Here is a 22,421-nt window from a genome sequence, read left to right on the forward strand (position 1 = left end):
GCTGCCGCAGACGAGAAAAGGGGCGTTCCGCACCGGAACGCCCCTTTTCGTCGGCGCTAGCGCTTGCGCTTGCGGTAGCGGACGGTGCACGGCTTGGCCAGCTGTACCACCATTTTGCTGTGATCGTTGCGGTAGCTCTCCGAAGGCTGGGTCATCTCGAACTCCCAGTCCCGCAACAGGATCGAGAAGATCGCCTTCAGCTGCATGAGTGCGAACGCCGCGCCTACGCAACGGTGACGGCCCGCGCCGAACGGAATCCAGGTCCACCGGTTGACGATGTCGGCCTGATTCGGGTCGATGTAGCGGCCTGGGTCGAACAGGTCGGGGTCGGGGAAGTCCTCCGCGATCCGATTCGAGATAGCCGGCGTGGCCGCCACGTGGTCGCCCGGACTGATCAGGGTGCCGCAGACCTCGAATTCCTCCCGTGCGACGCGCATCAGGATGATCAGCGGCGGATGCAGACGCAACGTTTCCTTGAGCACCGATTCCAGCTGCGGGATCTGGCGCAGCGCGTGGAAGCTGATCTCGGAACCGTCGGCGTAGAGCTCATCGAGTTCCTCGACCACACCGGCGAGCACCTCGGGATGGCGCAGCAGTTCGATCACCGACCACGCCGCGGTCCCCGAGGTGGTGTGGTGGCCGGCGAACATCATCGAGATGAAGATGCCGGTGATCTCGCTGGCGCTGAAGCGCGGATCGCCGTTCTCGTCGGGCACCGACACCAGGACATCGAGCATGTCCCGATCCTGTTTGTCGGTGGGCGGATTCGCGGCCCTGCCGTCCATGATGTCCTGCACCAGGGCCACCAGTTCGGCGCGGGCGGCGTCGCGGCGACGGAAACTCTCGATCGGCGCGTAGGGGTCGACGTAGGCCAAGGCGTCGGTGCCCTGCTCCAGCTCGTGGTACAGGTGCGCGAAGCGTTCGTCGAGTTCGTTGCGGAACTTGACGCCGATCAGGCACGCCGAGGAGGTGTAGATGGTCAGCTCCGCGAAGAAGTCGAGCAGGTCGATCTCGCCCTCGTCGTCCCAGGTCGCGAGCATCCGTTCGACTTCGTGTTCGATCGTCGCCGCGTGCCCGCGCATCTGGTCGCCGCGCAGCGCCTGGTTGTGCAGCATCTCCTTACGGCGTTCCGGGCTCGCGTCGAAGACCACGCCCTCGCCGAAGATCGGTGTCATGAACGGGTAGGCCGCGGCCTGGTCCAGTTCCTCGTCGCCGGCGCGGAAGAAGAACTCGTTGGCCTCGGCGCCCGACAGCAGGATCACCTGGCGGCCAGCGAGTTCGAACAGTCCGACGTCGCCGCATTCTTCCCTGACCCTGCGCATCAGGGCGAGCGGGTCGACGCGGAACTCCTCGAGATGGCCGTGTTCGTGTTCGCCGCCGGATACCCGCCTCGGTTTCAGCGCAGTCATTGGAATTCCTTCCCCGGATCACTGTCCAGACAAATGATGGACACGTGTCTGGACAGTACTACGGTGCGCCCGGCGTGGGCAAGGAATTCGCAGGACCCGTCACTGTCGGCCGACGTCGCGGTACCCCCCCACACACACAGCGCGACGCGCGCCGGAGTACCGGCGCGCGTCGCGAAAACCCGCGGTCGAACTACGGGGTGGAGTACCCGATGAGGGCGCCGATTCCGGCACCGATCGGCACCGTGACCAGCGCGCCGACGCCACCGAGGAAGAAGCCGATCACGCCGCCGATCCCGGCTCCGATGAGCGCGCCGACACCCGCGTTGTGCTCCTTACGGGCCTGCGTATCCGAGGCCTCATCGACCAGCTGCGCGATGTGCTCGGTCGCGGTGGGCGCGTTGACCGGCGTCATGGTGAGCGTGCGGCCGGCCTCGCCGATCTGCGCGTTCAGGCCGAACGTCTGACCGTTGGTCTGGAAGGCCAGGGGCAGGGTCGCGACGACAGCCCCGGTGCTGTCGGTGAGTGCGACAGCCTTGGCGTCGTCGGTCACCGTGAAGGCACCTGAGGCCAGCGTGGTGACGACGGACTTACCGTCGACACTGGGCGCGGTGGTGTATTCGACTCCATGCTCGGCACCTGTCACGCTGATGTCGGCGGCCTGGTTCGGCTGCGCCTGCGCCGCTCCCGCGGTTACCGCGACGGCGCCGACCGCGATCATGGCGGTGGCGGCAAATCTCTTGACTCTCATCGTGTTTCCCCATAGTTCTGTCGGCGCTGCGGCCGACGTGTCCCCTGGAAGCCGGATCTCGGCCACCCTCATTTTCACTGGGGCACACCGGATGAGCAACCGTTTCGTGATATTGACAAGACGAAGTCGTTGCGGTGCAAGGAATCCTGAGCTAGGCCCCGGACAGCTCCGGTCCTGGCCACACGTCTTTCTGCGTTCGCGGGGTGCGGGCCGAGAGTGTCCAATAATGGACGTGGCTGAATGTGGTCATATCTGGCCGAGGTGGTTTAGTCGCAGGCCGGCGCGACCGGTGCGTTCGGGATGATGTACCGGCGTCGCGGCGACGGCGGTGGTCTGCGTCGGACACATCCGCCCTCGGTCGTCGGCGAGTGGGTAGTGCCGGGGCTGATTGTCGACGGGCCGGTGGGGTATGGCGTAGTCGATGGGCTCCGGCACGCTTCCACGGCACGATGGCACAACTGGCGACTCCGTCCTCGAAGCGGGCGTGGGTCGACCAGGTCGTCGGCTACCGGTGACGCCGAACAGCAGGTCGACCGGTCGCGCCGCCGAACCCGATGACCTCGGCGCCGTCATGATCACCGGCGCCAGCACGGGCACAGTGCGATGGGCAGCAGCTACCAGCAGAGGAAGGGACAGATGAGCGCACCGTCGAACCAGACCACAGGGGGACTCGAGTCGACCAGGATCGTATTGGCTTCGCGGCCCGTCGGCGCGCCGACCGCCGCGAACTTCCGCACCGACACCGCACCGCTGCCCGCTGTGGCGGACGGCCAGGCGCTCGTGCGGATCAAGTACCTGTCGCTGGACCCCTACATGCGCGGCAGGATGAGCGAGGCCGAGTCCTACGCCGAACCGGTGGCGGTCGGCGACGTGATGGTCGGTGCGACCGTGGGGGAGGTGCTCGAATCCCGCGACCCCTCGCTGACCGAAGGTGATGTGGTGCTCTCGTACTCCGGCTGGCAAACCCATGACGTGGTGTCCGCGTCGCAGGTGCGCAAACTCGACCCCGACGCGGTCCCCGCCTCCACCGCCCTCGGCGTACTCGGCATGCCGGGCTTCACCGCCTACTCGGGACTGTTGCGCATCGGACAACCCCGCGCGGGTGAGACCGTGGTGGTCGCGGCCGCCTCGGGCCCGGTCGGCTCGGCGGTCGGGCAGATCGCCAAGGTCAAGGGCGCCCGTGCGGTAGGTATCGCGGGTGGTCCGAAGAAGTGCGCGCACCTGCTCGACGACCTCGGCTTCGACGCCGCGATCGACCACCGCGCACCGGATTTCGCCGACCGCCTCGCCGAAGCGGTGCCCGACGGCATCGACGTCTATTTCGAAAACGTCGGCGGCGCGGTCGCCGACGCCGTATTCCCCCTCCTCAACACCTACGCCCGCGTCCCGGTCTGCGGCCTGATCGCGACCTACAACGCGACCGACAAACCCGAAGGCCCCGATCGTTGGCCCGCCTTCTACGGCCGCGTCCTCATCAAAAGCCTCACCCTGCGCGGATTCATCCAAACTGAATTCGCCCGAGAGATGTTCCCGGACTTCCTGCGCGACATGACCACCTGGGTCGCCGACGGCACAGTCCGCTACCAAGAGGACTTCACCGACGGCCTCGCCAACGCCCCCGAAGCCTTCATCGGCCTCCTGGAGGGCCGAAACTTCGGCAAGCTGGTCGTCCGCGTGGCCGAGTAGTGTGTCGCCGCGTGGAAATGCTGCGCGACAGCATCACCGCTCCCGACCAACGAGACATCGCACCGGTGATGCTGGCGACCGCTTGCCGAAAACACCGATCCGGTCGTAGACCGTGAGCACCGGACACCGGAGCCGCTGACACCGGAGCCGCTGACACCGGAGCCGCTGACACCGGAGCCGCTGACACCGGAGCCGGGTCGCGGGTGACGCCGAAGATCGCTCTGATCAAGGCATTCCATGAAGACCGCACCACTGGTGGCCGACCCACTGCCGAGACGCGGCCCCCTCGAACGGCATGGGGCACGTGCGGAGGCGGGGCATGGGGGAGTCGGCTCGGATGTGCCTTGTCGCGTACCTTGGGTCCGGAACTTGCACGCCTGTGCGGGAAAACTGGCGTTGCGGCTGCGGTAGGGAGAGGTATGCGGGTCGAGAAGCTCAGTGACGGGATGGTCGATGTCCGTGGCACCGCGGAGGAGTTCGACGATCTGGCCGCGGTGGTTGCTCGTGGGGAGGGGCGATTCGAGACCGAGGATCTCGCGGCGGTCGAGGTGAGCTCCGACGATGGCGCCGGACTGCTCGTCCAGGTCATCGAGCAGCGCAGGGTGCTGCTTCTGTTGGGGGACAAAGAGAGTCGAGCGCGTCTCGCCGACGACCTCCGTGCCGTCGGTGCGATGACCGACGGCGGGCATCAGCACATCGAGTACGACGAGGGCACCGGCTATCTGCGGAAAGGTTCGGCGCCCGTGGTGCTCACCAGTCCGCACGGGGGCATGCCGAAACTTTAAGCAGCTCGAGTCCTTTCGTGTCGAGGTGACGAACCCGGCCTCGGCGGCGCAGGGTCAGACGGGCGTGATCGGCAGGCGCAATGCTCCCGGCGCGGCAGTCGGTACCGCGGGATTCTTCGGCGTGATCGGCGTGAGTCGACGATAAGGCTCGCCCAGCGGGGGACGCTGGTCGTCCTCACCCTTGTTGGGCCACAACGACATCGCGCGTTCGGCCTGGGCGGTGATGGTCAACGACGGGTTCACCCCGAGGTTGGCGGAGATGGTCGAACCGTCGGTGATGTGCAGGCCCGCGTAGCCGAAGACGCGGTGATACGCGTCCACCACGCCGGTCTCCGGTGCGTCGCCGATGGCGCAGCCGCCGATGAAGTGGCCGGTGATCGGGATATTGACGAGATCGGTCCACGCGCCTTGCGGGATGCCGTCCATCTTCTGCGCGATCCGCCGCGTCACCTCGTGACCCTCCGGAATCCAGCTCGGCGGTGCCGCGCCCGCGCCCGGCTTGGTGGTCATCTTTCGGCCGAACAGTCCGCGCTTGGCGTAGGTGACGATCGAGTTGTCCACGTTCTGCATCACCAGCAGGCCGACCATCCGCTCGGACCAGCGCCTCGGATTATGCAGCCGAAACACGTTGCGGCGCTCGGCGATCAGTGTCTTCAGCCCGAGTACCCAGCGGCGCTTGCCTTCTTGCCCGTCGACCAGTGCGGTGGTCATCAATCCCATCAGGTTGCTGCCCTTGCCGTAGCGCACCGGCTCCACGTGGGTGTAGTCGTTCGGGTGGATCGAGGAGGTGATCGCCACGCCCTTGGTGTAATCGACATCGCGACGGGTCGAGCGCGCGGCCAGCACGGCCTCGGAGTTGGTGCGGGCCAGATGACCGAGGCGCGGCGAGATGTTCGGCAGCGCACCACTATCGCGCAGGGTGTGCAACAGGCTTTGGGTGCCGAGTGCCGCGGCGGCGAAGATCACTTGATCGGCGGTGAAGACTTGCTTGTCCTTGCGGACCCAGCGTCCGGTGCGCACGGTCCGCACCGTGTAACCGCCCTCGGCGCGCGGACGTACGTCGGTGACCTTGGTGAGCGGATGCACCGTGGCCCCGGCCTTTTCGGCCAAGTAGAGGTAGTTCTTCACGAGGGTGTTCTTCGCGCCGTGCCGGCATCCGGTCATGCATTCACCGCAGTGCGTGCAGGTCGAGCGGGTCGGTCCGACACCACCGAAGTACGGGTCGGGGACTTCGTCGCCCTGACGCGTCGACCCGTCGGAGAACAACACGCCCACCGGTGTGCGGCGATAGGTGTGCGCGATGCCCATGTCCTCGGCGACCTCCTGTAACACCCGGTCGGCAGGGGTGGTCGCGGGATTCTCTGTGACGCCGAGCATGCGCTTGGCCTGGTCGTAGCACGGCTCGAGTTCGGAACGCCAGTCGGTGATGTGCGCCCACTGCTTGTCGCGGTAGAACTTCTCCGGCGGTTCGTAGAGCGTGTTCGCGTAGACCAGCGAGCCGCCGCCGACGCCGGTGCCGCTCATGACGAACGTGTCCTTCAGCAGGGTCAGCCGTTGGATGCCGAAGCAGCCGAACTGTGGGGCCCACAGGTATTGGCGCAGATGCCACGAATTCTTCGCGTACTCGTCGTCGGCGAAGCGGCGGCCCTGTTCGAGGACACCGACCCGATATCCCTTCTCCGTCAAGCGGAGTGCGGCAACGCTGCCGCCGAATCCGGAACCGATGACGAGCACGTCGTAGTGGCTACCCATGGCTCGAGGTTAGTGTGTGGTCGGCCACAGCGCAGCGGGATATGCGGACGCGATATCGAGATATTCGGCCATACGGGCCGGTTCGCGGTTTTCGCCGGTCACGACCCGTGTCCGGGAAGGACGCTGGCCATCCGCCATCGCATGGTGGGCTGGCACGGGGGTGAATCAGGTTCGGTCGGCGTTCATTTCATCGAGCCGCTGCCCGAGCACGTTGATCTGATCGCGCAGCGCGTAGAGGCTTTCGAGGGAATACCCCGCCGAGCCGCGCACCGAATCGACCATCGTCCGCGCGCCGTCGCGCAGCGCCAATCCCTGCTCGGTGGCACGCAATCGGACCGCCCGGCGATCCTTCGCGCTGCGCACGCAATCCACCAACCCGTTGGCCTGTAGTCGCGCGATGAGCGGCGAGACGGTGCCGTAGTCGAGCGAGAGCTTCGCGCCGAGTTCCTTCATCGTCATATCCGGTTGCTCCCACAATGCGAGCAATGCCAGATACTGCGGATAGGTGATCCCCATGGCGTCCAGATGCGGCCGGTAGGCCGCGGTCATCGCGCGCGAGGTGGAATACAGGGCGAAGCACAGTTGCGAGGCGAGCGAGAGCAGGTCGGGGCCGGGCTCTCCGGCCGACGAGTGGCCGGCGACCGGGGCCGGGTCGACACGCACCGCTGATCCCGGATGCGTTTGTTCGGACATAACTGCACGATACGCACCACGTCTAGCACTTATGCGAGCGGTCATGACGTAGCTCACAGTTTTGAACCGTGCTTGTTTGGCTAAGGCGCGCTTACCATCGGCAGGGAGATACTTCCGATCGGTGCAGGGCGGCGCCGAACGTTCATCGCTGACACCACCGTCGCGCACGGGGAGGACACCATGGACACGACTTTCCTACTTCCGCTGCTTCTCATCCTGCTGAGCGTCACCGCCGTAGCGACCATCGCCAGCTACACCACCGTGTTCGCGACCTACTGGTTCGAACTGCGCAACCACCGCAAGAGCCCCGATCCCACGGCGCCGTAGTGGTTTTCGAGTTTCGCGGTAGACCGTACGCGGTCGGCTGCTTCTTTCTCGACGGCATCACCGCTGCTTTCGCGTGGCTGGCGGGCGGACTCGCGCCGGGTACCGTGGGGCGGTGAACCCAGCTGACGTGCGAGGCCTCGAAGACGGCAAGCTAGAGACCCGTGAGGAACATCTGCGACAGCTGTTGGCGCGGGCTGGTGACGGGGACATTTCCGCCAAGGAAGCCCTGCGCGTGCTCGTGCGTGACTATCCCGCTTATCACCGGTCGCTGTATGGGCGGGCGTTGAATCGGGCGGCGGTCTTCGGTGACGAGACACTCGAGGCGCCACTGCTGGCGTCACTGGCCGACACTCGGTACAACTGTCAAGCCTGGGCGGCGAAGGGGTGTGCGGCGCTCGGCTTCCGTGCCGCGGTCCCCGGTTTGGTTGCGCTGCTCGATCATTCGCAAGATATCGCGCGCGAGCAAGCCGTGATCGCCCTCGGCATCGTGGGTGGCGAATCTGTCGTCCCCGCGCTCGCGCCGCTCTTACGGGATTCGATCGTGGGAACGCGCGAGCGTGCTGCCGAGGCACTCGGCGCGATCGGCGGAGACGCGGCGCTGGCCGCACTGTGGGCGGAATTCGAGCACCGTCGGTACTTTCGCATCGGCTATATCGCCAGCGCGCTGGCACGATTCGCCCCCGACGTGCTCCCGAGACTGTGCGCGGCGGCCGACAGCAAGGACCCCGACCAACGCTATTGGGCCGCCGTCGCACTCGGCTCGACCGGCGACGAGCGCGCCGTGGCGACCCTGGAACGGCTGATGGCCGACGACCGAGGCACGACGGTCTTCGACGGCATGGTCAGCGTCGCCGCGAAGAAGGGCTTGCGCACGCTACGGCGAATCCAAGCGGCAATCGCGGCCCGCGAAAACCTGTCGACGGACCACCCCGGCGCCTGATCTGCCCCTCCACGCAAGGACATTCGAGTATCGGTAGTGGCGACGAGCTGCCGACCTGCGGAAGGTTTCCGGCCGGGGACCACGACCGACCCTTTTCCGCCCCAGCGTGCGAGCCTCGCGCTGTCGGCGATGTGGCGTCGAAGCTGCCCGAGCGTGGTCGCCCAGACGTCGCCGGAAGACCGAGCCATCGTCAAGCCAGAGCCATTGTCGCGGCGATGGCGCCCTGGCTCATTCAATGACCGGTCGAGGACCGGCCGCCGAGATGCCGGCCAGAAAGCGTACGAGCGTGCGGTACAACGCGATATTGCTGTCCTGGTTGATGAACCAGTGGACTTCGTTCTCGTTCAGCAAGTACTCGACCTCGGCGCCACGGGCACGCAGCGCGTCGACGATGCGGTCGGAGTGGCGGCGGTGGACGCGAACATCGTTGGCGCCGTGGATCAACAGCGTCGGCGCGGTGATGTCGTCGACGCGGCTGATGGGCGAGCGGGCGAGCATGTCGGCGGCCCGGTGGGGGTCGTCCGGGTCGCCGATATAGCGCGGGTAGCTGTTCTCGACCGCGCGGCGGGCGAACGAGACGACCGACCGGACGAGGTCGACGAGGTCGGACATTCCGGTGTAGCTGACCGCGGCGGCGAACCGTCCAGAAAAAGGGTGTCGATGTTGCGGCTGATCGCTGTCGAAGAGTTTTCGGCCTGCCCACCCGCAGTCGAGCGCTGCTTTCCCCGGATGGAACGAACGTCGCCTACCTCGCGCCGTGGCGTGGTCGGCTCAATGTCTTCGTCCGTGACGTGGACTCGGACTGGGCGACTCCCGACCATGCGGCCGGTGCCGATGCTCCTGGCGCCGGACGCCTCACCTCCGACACCCGAGGCGACGGGACGGTCATGAACGATCCTTCCAGGGGACAGGATGCTGACAGCCCGAGTCCACACTGTGTGGTCCCGGCATACTCGAGACCGCGGGAAGATCTGCGTCATAGCCCTCGTCGGCCACACGGGTGTCGTCAGGTCACCCGGTGCTCTCTGCCGCACGCGAGCCGCCGGAATACGATGTGTACCTTTCGATTCCGGTCGCGGCTTTGGACGCAGGCGCCGTTGGGCGGCACCATCGGCGCAGCGAACAACCGCTTACCCGGTGACCCTCGGCCGCAGCACCTCGCCGATGGATTCCGCGCGCCACCGCCGCAAATGCTCGTGGAAGGCGACCGCGCCGTGCGGATAAGAGCTCCGGGTATTCGGTCGCCCGCGTCCCTCGCGGTTGTAGTAGCCGGGGGTGCACTCGGCATGGAACCACTCGTGGTCGGGGGCGCCCTCGGCCAGCACGGCCAGCCACGCGTCCTCCAGTTCGGTGGAGGGTTCGATCACGGCGTGCGTGGCCTCGGCGGCCTCGACGAGTGCGGCGGCATGGGTGGCCTGCTCGTCGAGGATGTGCGTGTAGTTCACGCTGCTGGCGTTGTGCAGCGTGCCCATCTGGATCAGGTTGGGAAACCCGTTGCTGGTGAACCCGTGCAGCGAGCGCGCACCGTGATCCTCCCGAGCCTGTTCGAGTTCGATGCCGCCACGGCCGCGCACGGGGATCTTGCCCGCGAGGATGCCCGAGACGCCGACGGAGAATCCGGTGGCGAAGATCAGGCAGTCGAGTTCGTAGGCGGTGTCGCCGACGACGACGCCGTGCTCGGTGACGCGCTCGATGCCGTGGGTGTCGGCGGTATCGACCAGGGTGACGTTCGGTCGGTTGAACGCCGCGTAGTACTTGTCGGAGAACGTTGGTCGCTTGCAGGCGTACCGGTACCAGGGCTTGAGCTTCTCGGCGGTGTGCCGGTCCAGCACGGTCTGCTCGACGCGGGTGCGCAGTTCGTCCATTTTCGCGGCATCGGCGGCCTCGTAGGCGGATTCGAAATCCGTTGCGGCACTGTCGCGGCGGAAGCTCGGGAGCAGCTTTTCCAGGAGGGCGGCCGAACTGGTCCACCGGTCGGCGACGAGATCGGTGTCGGCGTGCTCGCCGGACACGATACGCAGGAAGTTCTCCCGACGTTCCCGCGCCCAACCGTCGTGGTCGGCGCCGACGTCCCGCGCGCTGGTACGGCGGTTGCCACGCACGTCGACGCTGGAGGGCGTGCGCTGGAAAACGTAGAGCTGGCGGGCGTCCTCGGCCAGCATCGGAACGACCTGTACGCCGGTGGCGCCCGTGCCGATGACGCCGACGCGCTTGTCGGCCAGCCCGGTCATGCCGCCGAACTGGGTGCCGCCGGTGTACCCGTAGTCCCACCGCGAGGTGTGGAAGGTGTGGCCGCGAAAGGTTTCGATGCCGGGAATCCCCGGCAGTTTCGGGTCGGACAGGGTGCCGGTGGCGGTGACGACGTAAACGGCATGGAACGCGTCGCCGCGATGTGTGGTGACCAACCACGCCTGCGCGTCCTCGTCCCAGTCCAGCGCGGTGACGGCGGTGGAGAACAGTGCGTCGGCGTAGAGGTCGAACCGCTCGGCCATGCGGACCGCGTGCTGCCGGATCTCCTCGCCGGGGGAGTACTTCCACTCCGGCACGTACCCGGTCTCGTCGAGCATCGGCAGGTAGACGTGGGATTCGATATCGCAGTGGACGCCGGGGTAGCGGTTCCAGTACCAGGTGCCGCCGAAGTCGCCGCCCTTGTCGATGATTCGCACCCGGTGGGAACCCCGCTGCCGGATGCGCGCTCCCGCGAGGAGGCCGCCGAATCCGCCGCCGACCACCGCGACGTCGACGGTGTCGTGCAGTGGATCCCGCGTGATCGGCTCCGCGACATAGGGGTCGGCGGCGTAATAGCCGAATTCGGTTTCGGCGTCCCGGTATTGGTCGGCGCCGTCGGGCCGGACTCGACGGTCGCGTTCGGTGCGGTAACGCTGCCGCAGCGCGGAAAGTCGATCGGGGGTCCACGCTTGCGCGGTTGTCATGAGGGGTCGCTCCTATCGGTCGGCCGCCCAGAATGCGGCGCCGACCGCTACGGTACAACTACCCGGACACTGTTGTCCGGGTGGAGTGCGGGTAATCATGTCGCCCGAGCGGGCCTGCCCGCTCCCGGCGTGCGCACCCGGAATACAGTGGAAAGAGAGCACACCCATGCGACTGACCTCGATTCGATGCCTAGCCGTGCTTGCCGTCGGCACGCTGACTCTCGGTGGATGCGGCACCGACGGCGGTGGCCGCACGGTGGACACGACGATCCGTGCCCGCGAGGTCATGCGGGTGACGCAGCCGCACGACAAGACCGGAATGACCCTGTTGGAGGGGCCGACCTTCGACGAGAGCGGCGCACTGCACGTCGTCGATGTCACCGCGCCATCCGGCGCGCCGAAGGTGCTGCGCATCGACCTGGACGAGAAGACGGCACGGACCTTCCACACCGACGACCGGGGCACCTACACCTCGGCGCAGTTCAGTCCGCACGACGGACGCCTCTACCTCACCGACTTCCTGCACGGCGAGATCGTCAGCCTCGCGAAGGACGGCAGCGATCCACGAATCTTCTTCTCCGGCAAGGTCGACGGGGTGCAGATGAACCCCGACGATCTCGCCTTCGACCGGGAAGGCAACCTCTACGTCAGTGATTCGCACGGCTTGACCGAGGGTGTCGAACAGGGCCGGGTGGTGCGCATCGACCGCGGCGGCAAGAAGACCGAGGTACTGGCCAAAGGTATGGCCGCGACGAACGGCATCTCGTTCGACGTCGACTACGAGGGCCTGTGGGTCAGCGAACTCACCAAGAACCAGATCTCCTACCTGCCCATCGACAGCAAGGGCGGACGAGCTTCCCGGCACGTCGCCATCCGCGTCGACGGCGGCCTCGCCGAGACCGACTCCATCGCCGTCGACGCCGACGGCAACCTCTACCAAGCACTGCACGGTCGACCGGCGATGCTCGTGTTCAACACCCACGGCGAGCGCATAGCCACCATCGAGATCCCCGCACCCGCAACCGGTTTGGAGTCGGCGACCAACGTGGCGATCACACCGGGCGAGACCACGGCATATATGACCGTCAGCGGTCCGTCCGGCGGATACCTCTACACCTTCGAGGCGCTCGCGGAGGGGATTCGGCAGTCGAACGGGGGGTGACACAGCCGACGCGCGCCGCGACTGTGGCGCTGAGCCGGGAGTTGTGGCCGTCACCCCCGTTCAGCCGGGTCGAACCGGCCCTACCTCGACGCCGAGCAGTCGCCACGCGGCCAGTGCGCGGCGCCGCCGCGCCTGTCTGGTCGCGCCCCTGACGGCACCCGAGACCATGGCGCACGCGAGCATGAGGTCACCGCCCGCAGCGAGTTGGTGCGCCTTCGGCATCCGCGCGCGTATCGCCGTTTCGACGCGCTCCGACAGATTCGTGGCGTGCGCGCGCACCGCCGAACGGTCGACGGCGAGATCGGCATTCAGCAAATCCACGAACGCCGCCGACTCGGTCAGATGCCAGGTGAGCACGCCGATCAGATCGACGAAGGCCAGGTCGTGGTTCGCGGCGGCCTCTTCGATTCGGTGCACATTCTCTTCCAACACCGCGTTCGCCAGCGCCACCCGGTCGGGGAAATTCCGGTACAGCACCCCCTGTCCGACACCGGCGCGGCGGGCGATGGCCGAGAGGGGAACGTCCAAGCCGGACTCCGCGTAGATCTCGCGTGCGGCGGCGATGAGCGCGGCCCGGTTGCGGGCAGCGACCTTGCGTCCGTCATTCGGGGGTCGCCGCCCCTCGGGGGCGAGGGACTCGGGCATACCGCAGCCTACCGGTTCGGCCCACGACCACGGCTTGCCAGCGGCGGAGAATTCGCTGTCGCTGTGCTCGATTATCTCGACAGATTCCCCGAGGCGTTCGAAAAGTTGCGTGCATGGCATGCCGGGGGCGCGATCAGCGTCGCCGAACACATCGACGAGGGGCTGGAATCGGCGCCCTCGGCATTGCGCGGGTTGTTCGAGAGCCGCAACCTTGGTAAGCAACTCGTCGAAGTATCAACCGGCGGTTGAGCATTCGTCGGCGCGCGCACCGTCGCGCGCGCCGACTGTGACCGCGCCGCTCAGGCGATCGCGAAATGCAACAGCGCCTGCTTGTCGCCCTGCTTGATCTTGCCCTTGCGGTTGATCACCTCGAGCTGCCACACGTCGCCGTTGCGGAAGGCACGCGCGACCGCGTTGGCGTTGTCGTTGCCCAGCAGTGAAGGCCAGATGTCGGCCACCTGCTGCGACCCGCCGCCGGTGGCGTCGTAGACCTTGAACGAGATGTTGTTGGCCTTCTCGAACGAAGAGCCCTTCTTGAACGCCGCCGCGACGAACACGATGGCATCGATGCCGCCGGGGACGTCGGCGAAGGTGACGTGCACGGTCTCGTCGTCACCGGAGGCGGCGCCGGTCTGTTCGTCACCGGTGTGCAGAACCGAGCCGTTGCCCAGCGGGTCGAGCGAGTCGAGTCCGGCGAATCGGACCGGCTCGCTGCCCTGCATGAGAATCGCGATGAGGTCGAGGTCGACGCCGCGCTTGCGGCGCGCCCAGCCGAGCGCTCCGCCGCTGGCACCCGCGGACGGGTCCCAGCTCACCCCGACACTCAGTTTGGTGATGCCCGCGAGATCCGCGGCACCGTCTTCTTTTTTGAGCGTGATCATGCCTTCAGGTTACCGATGACGTCGATTTACTCGACATCGCAATGGTTTCGGTGCGGCATCGGACAGTGTGACGAATCGGTCATCCCATGATGCGAGGAACTGCGGCGCGTGAACAGTAGGGTGTGCCGATGCGGATCTTTCTGGCCGGTGCGACCGGCGTCATCGGAGTCAGGTTGGTGCCGTTGTTGGTGGAGGTCGGGCACGAGGTCGCCGGTATGACCCGTTCCCAGGCCAAGGCCGACCAGGTGCGCGAGGCGGGCGCGGTCCCCGTGGTGTGTGACGTCTACGACCTCGACGCACTCACCACCGCCGTGGTCAGTTTCGGCCCCGATGTGGTGCTCCACCAATTGACCGACCTGCCCGACGACCCCGCCGAGCTCGCGGCCGGTGCCGCCGCGAACTCGCGCATCCGTACCGAAGGGACCCGAAACCTGATCGCCGCGGCCACCGCCGCCGAGGCGGGCAAGTTCCTCGCCCAGAGCATCGCGTGGGAGCAGCCACCGGAGCGCAGCGCCGCGGTCACCGAACACGAGTCGGCGGTACTGGACTTCGGCGGCGTGGTCCTGAAGTACGGCCAATTCTACGGCCCAGGAACATATTACGAGAACACCCTGCCGGACCACCCACGCGTACAGGTGGACGACGCCGCAGCCCAAACTTTGAAGTACCTGGACGCCCCGAGCGGCGTAGTGGTGATCGCCGACCCAACCGAGTAGCCCCGCACCGCACCCCCACAGAATCCACACCCGCGTCCTGCTGACCGTGTAGGTCAGCAGGCCCGCCCCCAGATCCCGGTGAAACTCCACCACCCGAACCAACTCGCACCGCCCCCTCCACCCCTCAGCCCACCCCGGAAGGCAGCGCACGTCGCGCATACGCACGAACATCGGCATCGGTATCCCCAACAGCCCGATGGAGAGCCGCTAACGCACCGGCATGCCCGCCCCACGTGGTGAGCGCGAGCACCGCGGCCTTGCGAACGTCGAGATGAGCGTCCCGCAATCCCTCGGTCAGCGGCCCAACGGCGTATTCGGGATCGGCACCCGCGAGCCCTTTGGCGGCACCGACACGGACCTGCCACGCCGAACTCTCCAGCGCACCGACCAATTCGGTGACATCGGACCGCTCGGCGCCGAGCCGCGCGAATGCGGTGAGCGCGGCCGCGCGGACGAGCGGGTCGCGGTCGGCGGCCAACACTCGGATGACTTCGTGCCCACCCACCCCGATCGCACTGAGTCCCTGCGCCACGCCGATGCGCACCTCGCGATTGTCGTCGGCGACGAGCGTAGCGACCGCGTCGGCGGCATCGAGCGAAACCAGCGCGCGGACCGCTTCCAGCCGCACGCGATGATCTGAATCGCCCAGCGCGACACCGTATTGTGCTGCGGTGCCGGTACGGCGAGCGCGCAGCAGATCGATCACCGTCGCGCGGACGACGGGATCCGGTGAGTCGAGGCGCCCGGCCAATCCGTCCGCCGAGGGCAGCACCTCCACGAGTTCGCGCAGGCTCGCCGCGGCCGCCCCGCGTACCGACGCCGCCGAGTCGTCCAGTGCCAGCACCAATGCGCCCGCGAAGCCTTCCGGCGTGTTCTCGGTGAGGACCGACAGCGCGGCTACGCGCACCACCGGGTCCTCGTCGGCGAGGTAGTCCCCGAGTTCGGCGACGGTTGGCGCGTCCAAGGCGAGCAGCGCGACGAGTCGAGGCGATGACGCAGCGGGGGTTTCGCGGTGGGTTTCGCGCGCGGGCGCGGCGGTGTCGACTTCCAGGTGCGGTGCCCGTGCGCCCGTCGTCTCCGGTTGGCGCACCACGATTTCCACCGGCTCGGCCGAAGGTAGGTCGTCGAATCCCGGTACGGCGACCAGATACGGAGCGACAGAACGCTTCACGAACTCCATGGCGCCGTCGCGGTCCTTGCGCAGATTCAGGTGATAGCGCCATTCGGCATCGTCGCGCTCGGGGACGTCCGCGCGTTCGTGATACAGGCCCCAACGGGATTCGGTACGGGTCAGCGAACTCCGTGCGGCCATTTCCGCGCAGTCGCGAATGAAGCTCACCTCCACGGCGCGCATCAGTTCGTGCGGTGTGCGGGCGCCGATACCTTCGACGTCGGCACGCATGCGGTCGAACGTCTCGACGGCGAGCGACAACTTCGTCGCGGTTTTCGGTGGTGCGACATAGTCGTTCACGAAGCGCCGCAACTTGTATTCGACCTGTGGTTGTGGTGGACCGTCGGGCTGGCGTAACGGGCGGTAGATCAGCTCGTGTGCCTCGGCGAGTTGCCGCTCGGGCAGTGTGTCCGGCGCGGGCAGGTCCGCCAGGGTGCTCGCGGCGTGCTCACCGGCGAGGTCGCCGTAGACGAAGGCGCCGATCATGTAGTTGTGTGGCACACAGGCGAGGTCGCCCGCGGCGTAGAGGCCGGGGACCGTGGTGCGCGCGTGCTCGTCGACCCATACTCCGGACGCGGAATGCCCACCGCACAAACCGATTTCGGAAATATGCATCTCGATGTCGTGGGTGCGGTAGTCGTGCCCGCGGTTGGCGTGGAAGGTGGAGCGCGTCGGCCGCTCGGTGGTGTGCAGGATGCCTTCGAGGGCCGACAGCGTCTCGTCCGGCAGGTGCGAGACCTTCAGGTAGATCGGTCCGCGCGCGGACTCGATTTCGCGTTTGACCTCCGACATCATCTGACCCGACCAGTAGTCGGAATCGACGAAGCGTTCACCGTTGGCGTTCACCTGGTACCCACCGAACGGGTTGGCGACATAGGCGCATGCCGGTCCGTTGTAGTCCTTGATCAGCGGGTTGATCTGGAAGCATTCGATACCCGACAGCTCGGCACCGGCGTGATAGGCCATCGAGTACCCGTCGCCGGCGTTGGTGGGGTTCTCGTAGGTGCCATACAGGTAGCCTGAGGCGGGTAGCCCGAGGCGCCCACACGGTCCCGTCGCCAGGATCACGGCTTTGGCGGCGACGGTGACGAATTCACCGGTGCGGGTGTTCAGCGCGGCCGCACCGACCGCCCTGCCGTTCTCGGTGAGTACCCGGACCGGCATGAGTCGGTTCTCGATCGTGATCTTCTCGCGCATCGTGCGTTGGCGCAGCACGCGATACAGCGCCTTCTTGATGTCCTTGCCCTCCGGCATGGGCAGCACGTAGGAGCCGGAACGGTGCACCCTGCGCACGGCGTACTCGCCGTATTCGTCCTTCTCGAATTTCACGCCGTAGCGTTCGAGCCGCTGCACCATGGCGAAACCGCGGGTGGCGGTCTGGTAGATCGTGCGCTGGTCGACGATGCCGTCGTTGGCCCTGGTGATCTCGGCGACGTAGTCCTCCGGCTCCGCCTTGCCGGGAATCACGGCATTGTTCACCCCGTCCATCCCCATGGCGAGCGCGCCGGAGTGCCGCACGTGCGCCTTCTCCAGCAGCAACACGTTCGCGCCGTGTTCGGCGGCGGTGAGCGCGGCCATGGTGCCCGCGGTGCCGCCCCCGACGACGAGCACGTCGCAGTCGAGGCGCGTGCGCTGCGAGGGGTCCGGGATGTTCACAGTTTCTCCAAAATCCTGGCCTTCACCGACCGGCGGTCGACGACCTGGCGTGGGTCGGGAACGGCGACGACGGCGCGCAGTTCACCGTCGGCGAGCACGGCGACGCGGTCGCCGAGCAGCAGTGCCTCGTCGAGGTCGTGGGTGACGAAAACGACGGTGGTGGGATGGCTGCGCCACGTCTCGATCAGCAAGCGCTGCATGGTTTCTCGGGTTTGGCTGTCGAGCGCGCCGAACGGCTCGTCCATCAGCACCGCGCGTGGGGAGGCGGCGAGACCGCGCGCGAGTTGCACACGCTGGCGCATACCGCCGGACAGATCGCGCGGCAGGTAGTCGCGATACTCGTCGAGCCCCACCTGGCCGATCCAGTGTCGAACGGCGCTGCGACGCTGAGCTTTCGGCACCCCGCGCAGGCGCAGTGCCAGCTCGATATTGCGCTCGACGGTGCGCCACGGCAGCAGGGCGTCGTCCTGGAAGATCAGCGCGCGATCGGCGGAGGGACCGCTCACCGGTGCGTCGTCGGCGAGGATGTGCCCGCCTTGTGGGCGGCGCAATCCGGCGAGCGCTCGCAGCACGGTGGACTTTCCGCACCCGGATTTGCCGACGAGAACAAGGATTTCGCCGGGGTCGATCTCCAGGTCGAGTCCGAGGATCACCGGCGCGCCGCCGCCGTAGGCGATCCGCACGCCACGCAACGCCAGCCGCATGCCGGTCGAGGTCGTGTCGGGAAGTGTTTCGGTGGTGGTCATCGCGCGCCCTCCCTCGGCAGCCAGCGGGTGACACGGCGTCCGGCGAGTTCCACCAGGCCGGAGGTGGCGAAGCCGAGGACGCCGATGGTGATCATGCCGACGAACACCGCCGGATAGTCGACGATGGTGTAGGCCTGCCAGGTTCGGTAACCGACGCCGAGGCGCCCGGAGATCATCTCCGCGGAGATGAGGCAGATCCAGGCGACCCCCATGCTCACCGAAAGTCCGCTGAAGATGCCGGGAAGGATGCCGGGAAACACCACGCGCAGCAGGATGTCTCGACGTTTCGCGCCAAGGGTGCGTACCGCGTCCTCCCAGATCGTCGGCAGTGCGCGCACGGCGTGTCTGGTGCTGACCAGCACCGGGAACAGCGAGGCGGTGAAAGTGATGAAGACGATGCCGGATTCGTCGCTGGGGAACAGCAGGATCGCGACCGGCACGAGGGCGATGGCGGGGATCGGCCGAATGAGTTCGACGAGTGAGCCGAAGCCGTCGGCCAGTGCGCGCGAACGGGCGAGCCCGATCCCGGCGAGGACACCCACGACGGCGGCCAATCCGAAACCGGTGACGATACGGATCAACGACTGCGCGACATCGATGAAGTACTGCTGTGAGCGCAGTTGCGTGCCGAATTCACCGACGATCTCGGTGACGGTCGGCAGGGTGTCGAAGCGCAGCCAGATCCGCACGTCGTTGGCGGTGAGCAGCTGCCACACGGCGATCGCGGCGACGATCGAACCGATCCGCAGCAGGCGTGAGCGCCATGCGGAGAACTCAGCGTCCCTGGGCTTGTCGAACTGGGTCGCGTGCTCGATGCCGTGTGCTTGCGCGCGCGGTGCCGACGTGGTGGCCGTCGGTGTGGTGACAGTGGCTTCGGTCATGTCAGCGCACTTCCGCGACGGCCTGGTCGTAGGACAGCTGCGCCGCCCCCGGATGGGTGGTGCGATACCGCTGCGCGGCCGCCTCCGTGGTGAACGGCAGGTAGTCGGTCCCGTCGTGGAGCCAGACGGCCTTGTCGGCGAACCAGCGGGTGCCGAGTTCGGCGTCGGGGATGTACGCGGCACGGATCGCGCTCCCGCGCTCCTTGGCCGCTTTGACCGCGCGCAGCAGGCAGGTCGGGGAGGCCGCTGCCTGCGGGCGGTTCGCGCCGTCGACCCACAGTTCACCCGCGCGCGTCGGATCGTCGACGGCGGTGCCGCAGACGGGGTCGGTGCCGGTGATCTTGCTCGGGTTGGAGTTGTCGGCCAGATCCGCGTCGTAGTCACCGAACCCGTTGTCGGCATACGCCTTTCGCAGCGGTTTATCGTCGACGAAGCGGTCGATGTCGAGATCGGCGAAGTCACCGATCGACTTCAGGTACGGCACATCGCCTTTCAGTGCGTCGATCAGACTCGGCGCGAGCGGGGTGTCGAAGGTCGTTCCGCCTGGACCGTTGTAGAGGTACACCACCTCGGGCGGCAGCCCGGAATTCTGCGCGACGATTCCCGCTGCCTCGAATGGGTTCTCGTTGAGGAACCGCGTCGCGTCCAGTTGCGCGGCGAGGAATGCTTGCAGCACCTCGGGGTGCTCGGCGGAATAGGATCGCCGTGCGACCACGCCGTGAAAGGTCGGCACGCCGAGTTCCGCGCCGTCGTAGAGCAGCGTGGCCTTGTTCTGGAACACCAGCAGCCCCGGCCAGGCGACGAATTGCGAGACCGCGTCCACCTGCCGCGATTCCAGTGCTGTCGCACCGACCTGCGGTTGCTGGTTGAGCACCTCGACGCCGGTCGCGGGGTCGATGCCCGAGCGCGCCAGCGCCTGTACCAACGTGCCGTGTCCGGCCGAGCCGACGCTGGCCGACACCTTTTTTCCGGTGAGGTCGGCGAGGGTTTTCGCGTCCGAATTCGGCGCCACCACCACCATATTGAGCGCCGAGGGGGTTGTATCCGGTGACCGACACCAATTCCGTCCGCGCCGGTTCGATCGCCTGCGTGCGAGATCCGTTGATCAGCAACGGATAATCGCCCATCGATCCGATGTCGATCTTCTGCGCGACCATCTGCGCGGTGATCGGTGCGCCGGTGTCGTAGTCCTGCCACTCCACCTGATACTTGGGGCCGCCGTCGTCGGTGATCCGCTGAAGGTGTTGTTCGAGAAAGCCTTTGGCGCGCAGCAGCGTGCCCGCGGTGACGGTGTTGATGGTCTTGGACTGGTAGCCGACCACCACCTTGACGGTGCCTTCGGGCGCGGCATCCGGGTTCTGGAGTGCGCAACTGGCCAGTCCGAACGCGGCGGCGAGGAGCAAGGGGACGAGACGAGTTCTTCTTGGCTGTTTCATGGGAGATTCCCGTGACTTCCGGATCAACGCAGCAGATAGGGCATATTGACGGTGACGGCGCCGGTCGGACAGCGTGCCGCGCAGGGGCCGCAGTACCAGCACTCGTCCACGTGCATGAAGGCCTTGCCGTTGTCGGGGTTGATCGCCAGGGAGTCCAGGGGGCAGATCTCCACACAGAGCGTGCAGCCGGTGATGCACAGCGATTCGTCGATGGTGACGGGGATGTCGGTGCGCTGGTTCGCGAGTGCCATCTAGAGCACCTTCCATTCGGGGGTGGCGCGGGCAAGGCTGCCGCGCATGGTGATTCGGTCGCCGCGCATCCGGATGTACTCCAGGTCGACCGGTCGTCCGTCCTCGAGCCTGGTCAATCGCTCCAACATGAGCAGGGCGGCGCTGGCGGGGACCTCGAGGATCGAGGCGGTGTGCGCGTCGGCGGAGACGGCCTCCAGGGTGAGCTCGGCGTGGCCGAGTCGTTGCCCGGCGAGTTGTTCGATGAGCACGAAGATGTCGGTGTGTTCCAGGTCGTGGTCGAGCAGCGCGGTGCCGATGTCGGGGGCGAGGTAGGTGAGATCGAGGCTCAACGGCAGGTCGGCGAGATATCGCAGCCGCTCGATATAGACGACCTGTTCGCCGGGCGCGAGGTCGAGGCGCCGCGCCACCGCTGTCGGTGCGCCGACCCGCATCGCCACCCGTACCTCGTTGCGCACGGTGCCGCGATCACTGAACGTCTCTTGCAGGCCGAGCAGCGTATCGAGACCGTGATCGAGTTTGCGTGTGGCGACTCGGGTGCCGAGCTTCGGCGCGCGATCGATCAGTCCTTCCTCCTTGAGTAGGGTCAGCGCATTGCGCACGGTGTTGCGGGAGGCGTCGAATTCGGCGGCGAGTTCGGCTTCGCTCGGTAACGCGTCATCGAAGGAGCCCGTGTGCACCTGGTGGCGCAGAATGTCTGCGATGCGGCGCGCGTGATCGGCCCGGGGCTGGCGTACCGGGGCGGGTTCCGCGGTCATCGCCGCACCGTTGTCTTTCTGACCTGCACGGATAGCGACGATAGTTCGCATCGCCCGCGCCGGTCGGGTGCGCTGTTCGCGCGCGGCTTCGGCGGATTTCATTGCGCAACGCGCCCACGGGGTCCGACCTGGCGAAAGCCGCGATCAGCTGGTGATTACGCCACCTCGGGCACGAGCAGCGGTATTGCGATCACACGGATTCTTTTGCGGCTCGCGGCGAGGTCATCGGCTCTCGGCGACGCCGAGCAGTGCGGCCTGCACCTCGTGCAGTCGCTCGATGTCCCCGCGGATCCCGGCGACATTGTCGTTGTAGAGGAACGCTTCGCCCAGGCGCACGAGGGTGTAGGCGAGCAGGTCGGTGTCGAGGGGCGGACGGTAGCCGTCTTCGGTTTCGGCGCGGGTGACCAGTGCGGCGACGGCGGCGACGACCACCGGCTGCACCGGCCCGTCGGTCGTGGTGAGGATGCGCAGGCCCGCCAGCGGCTCGTTCTCGAAATAGCGGCGGAAGGGTTCGTTGTCGGTCATCCAGCGGTTGACCCGATTCAGCACATCCAGGATGCGGCGGGCTCCGGTGGAGCGGCGGCGCGCGTCGGCCCGTGCGAGCAGACCTTCGAATTCGCCGGCGAGTACCGTGCCGAGCACGGCGTCGCGCGAGCCGAACCAGCGGTAGATGGAGGCCCTGCTGAGTTTGAGCTGCGCGGCGATCGCCTGGATGTCCACCCGTTCACCGGCGAGGAAGGCCCTGCGGGCCAGTTCGACGACCTCTTCCCTGGTCGCCGAGGCTGGTCGACCTGGAGAGCGGGTGGGGCGCCGGGCTGATGTCACGAACGTATGATACAGAGCGGTA

Annotated in this window: 20 protein-coding genes and 2 pseudogenes; 7 read left to right on the top strand and 15 right to left on the bottom strand. The window is 67.0% G+C overall.

Translation table 11 applies throughout. The features are described from left to right. Positions 1-56 precede the first annotated feature (56 nt). Both ABEA50_RS22400 and ABEA50_RS22405 read right to left on the bottom strand, forming a co-directional pair. A complete protein-coding gene (locus tag ABEA50_RS22400) occupies positions 57-1,409 on the bottom strand; it encodes a cytochrome P450 (RefSeq protein WP_345497639.1) in 1,353 nt (450 codons plus the stop codon). Between the two features lie 190 nt (positions 1,410-1,599). Next, positions 1,600-2,157, bottom strand: a complete 558-nt coding sequence (locus tag ABEA50_RS22405) for a hypothetical protein (RefSeq protein WP_345497641.1) — start codon at positions 2,155-2,157, stop codon at positions 1,600-1,602. Between the two features lie 636 nt (positions 2,158-2,793). Between ABEA50_RS22405 and ABEA50_RS22410 the strand changes: the two genes are divergently transcribed. Together ABEA50_RS22410 and ABEA50_RS22415 are read left to right on the top strand one after the other, a co-directional pair. Continuing rightward, positions 2,794-3,843, top strand: a complete 1,050-nt coding sequence (locus ABEA50_RS22410; RefSeq protein ID WP_345497643.1) for an NADP-dependent oxidoreductase — start codon at positions 2,794-2,796, stop codon at positions 3,841-3,843. Positions 3,844-4,262: 419 nt separating this feature from the next. Further along, a complete protein-coding gene (locus ABEA50_RS22415) occupies positions 4,263-4,628 on the top strand; it encodes an Imm32 family immunity protein (RefSeq protein ID WP_345497644.1) in 366 nt (121 codons plus the stop codon). A gap of 54 nt (positions 4,629-4,682) precedes the next feature. Here the strand turns inward: ABEA50_RS22415 and ABEA50_RS22420 are convergent, their stop codons facing one another. Together ABEA50_RS22420 and ABEA50_RS22425 are read right to left on the bottom strand one after the other, a co-directional pair. Next, complete coding sequence (locus ABEA50_RS22420; protein ID WP_345497645.1) at positions 4,683-6,380, bottom strand: GMC family oxidoreductase; 1,698 nt, start codon at positions 6,378-6,380, stop codon at positions 4,683-4,685. 165 nt (positions 6,381-6,545) lie between these two features. Beyond that, entirely contained in the window at positions 6,546-7,073 is a 528-nt protein-coding gene (locus ABEA50_RS22425; protein ID WP_345497646.1) for a MarR family winged helix-turn-helix transcriptional regulator, read from the bottom strand. Between the two features lie 180 nt (positions 7,074-7,253). Between ABEA50_RS22425 and ABEA50_RS22430 the strand changes: the two genes are divergently transcribed. Next, on the top strand, positions 7,254-7,400 hold the full coding sequence (locus ABEA50_RS22430; protein WP_345497648.1) for a hypothetical protein: 147 nt from the start codon (positions 7,254-7,256) through the stop codon (positions 7,398-7,400). Positions 7,401-7,512: 112 nt separating this feature from the next. Then, the gene (locus tag ABEA50_RS22435) at positions 7,513-8,340 is read left to right on the top strand and encodes a HEAT repeat domain-containing protein (RefSeq protein ID WP_345497650.1); all 828 of its coding nucleotides are present in this window, start codon (positions 7,513-7,515) and stop codon (positions 8,338-8,340) included. 228 nt (positions 8,341-8,568) lie between these two features. On the opposite strand, the pseudogene ABEA50_RS22440 reads toward ABEA50_RS22435, so the two are convergent. Together ABEA50_RS22440 and ABEA50_RS22445 are read right to left on the bottom strand one after the other, a co-directional pair. Further along, a pseudogene (locus tag ABEA50_RS22440) lies at positions 8,569-8,970 on the bottom strand (alpha/beta hydrolase family protein); the annotation flags it as partial. A gap of 500 nt (positions 8,971-9,470) precedes the next feature. After that, positions 9,471-11,273: a flavin-containing monooxygenase gene (locus ABEA50_RS22445; RefSeq protein ID WP_345497651.1), complete on the bottom strand. Its 1,803-nt coding sequence runs from the start codon at positions 11,271-11,273 to the stop codon at positions 9,471-9,473. A gap of 166 nt (positions 11,274-11,439) precedes the next feature. Here ABEA50_RS22445 and ABEA50_RS22450 point away from each other — a divergent pair, with 166 nt between their 5' ends. Next, entirely contained in the window at positions 11,440-12,435 is a 996-nt protein-coding gene (locus ABEA50_RS22450; protein WP_345497652.1) for an SMP-30/gluconolactonase/LRE family protein, read from the top strand. 60 nt (positions 12,436-12,495) lie between these two features. Here the strand turns inward: ABEA50_RS22450 and ABEA50_RS22455 are convergent, their stop codons facing one another. After that, the gene (locus ABEA50_RS22455) at positions 12,496-13,080 is read right to left on the bottom strand and encodes a TetR/AcrR family transcriptional regulator (RefSeq protein WP_345497653.1); all 585 of its coding nucleotides are present in this window, start codon (positions 13,078-13,080) and stop codon (positions 12,496-12,498) included. Positions 13,081-13,143: 63 nt separating this feature from the next. Here ABEA50_RS22455 and ABEA50_RS22460 point away from each other — a divergent pair, with 63 nt between their 5' ends. Continuing rightward, positions 13,144-13,329, top strand: coding sequence for a hypothetical protein (locus ABEA50_RS22460; protein ID WP_345497654.1), 186 nt, complete (start codon positions 13,144-13,146; stop codon positions 13,327-13,329). Positions 13,330-13,379: 50 nt separating this feature from the next. Here the strand turns inward: ABEA50_RS22460 and ABEA50_RS22465 are convergent, their stop codons facing one another. After that, positions 13,380-13,961, bottom strand: coding sequence for a TerD family protein (locus tag ABEA50_RS22465; RefSeq protein WP_345497656.1), 582 nt, complete (start codon positions 13,959-13,961; stop codon positions 13,380-13,382). A gap of 128 nt (positions 13,962-14,089) precedes the next feature. On the opposite strand from ABEA50_RS22465, the gene ABEA50_RS22470 reads away from it, so the two are divergent. Further along, positions 14,090-14,677, top strand: coding sequence for an NAD-dependent epimerase/dehydratase family protein (locus ABEA50_RS22470; protein WP_345497658.1), 588 nt, complete (start codon positions 14,090-14,092; stop codon positions 14,675-14,677). 124 nt (positions 14,678-14,801) lie between these two features. Here the strand turns inward: ABEA50_RS22470 and ABEA50_RS22475 are convergent, their stop codons facing one another. The 7 genes and pseudogenes from ABEA50_RS22475 to ABEA50_RS22505 form a co-directional block, all read right to left on the bottom strand. Further along, positions 14,802-17,504, bottom strand: a complete 2,703-nt coding sequence (locus ABEA50_RS22475; protein ID WP_345497660.1) for a fumarate reductase/succinate dehydrogenase flavoprotein subunit — start codon at positions 17,502-17,504, stop codon at positions 14,802-14,804. Continuing rightward, positions 17,501-18,250 (bottom strand): ABC transporter ATP-binding protein, encoded by a 750-nt coding sequence (locus ABEA50_RS22480; RefSeq protein WP_345497662.1) that lies wholly within the window; start codon positions 18,248-18,250, stop codon positions 17,501-17,503. Before ABEA50_RS22480 ends, ABEA50_RS22475 begins: the two co-directional genes overlap by 4 nt. Next, entirely contained in the window at positions 18,247-19,131 is an 885-nt protein-coding gene (locus ABEA50_RS22485) for an ABC transporter permease (RefSeq protein WP_345497664.1), read from the bottom strand. The genes ABEA50_RS22480 and ABEA50_RS22485 overlap by 4 nt, the downstream gene beginning before the upstream one ends. 1 nt (position 19,132) lies before the next feature. Next, a pseudogene (locus tag ABEA50_RS22490) lies at positions 19,133-20,567 on the bottom strand (ABC transporter substrate-binding protein). Between the two features lie 23 nt (positions 20,568-20,590). After that, complete coding sequence (locus tag ABEA50_RS22495) at positions 20,591-20,818, bottom strand: 4Fe-4S dicluster domain-containing protein (protein ID WP_345497666.1); 228 nt, start codon at positions 20,816-20,818, stop codon at positions 20,591-20,593. Beyond that, positions 20,819-21,574 carry a GntR family transcriptional regulator gene (locus ABEA50_RS22500; RefSeq protein WP_345497667.1) on the bottom strand — a complete coding sequence of 252 codons (756 nt, stop codon included), beginning with the start codon at positions 21,572-21,574 and terminating at the stop codon, positions 20,819-20,821. Positions 21,575-21,796: 222 nt separating this feature from the next. Further along, positions 21,797-22,399 (bottom strand): QsdR family transcriptional regulator, encoded by a 603-nt coding sequence (locus ABEA50_RS22505; protein ID WP_345497669.1) that lies wholly within the window; start codon positions 22,397-22,399, stop codon positions 21,797-21,799. Between the last annotated feature and the right edge of the window lie 22 nt (positions 22,400-22,421).

Source organism: Nocardia callitridis (assembly GCF_039543305.1).
Taxonomy (GTDB): Bacteria; Actinomycetota; Actinomycetes; order Mycobacteriales; family Mycobacteriaceae; genus Nocardia; species Nocardia callitridis.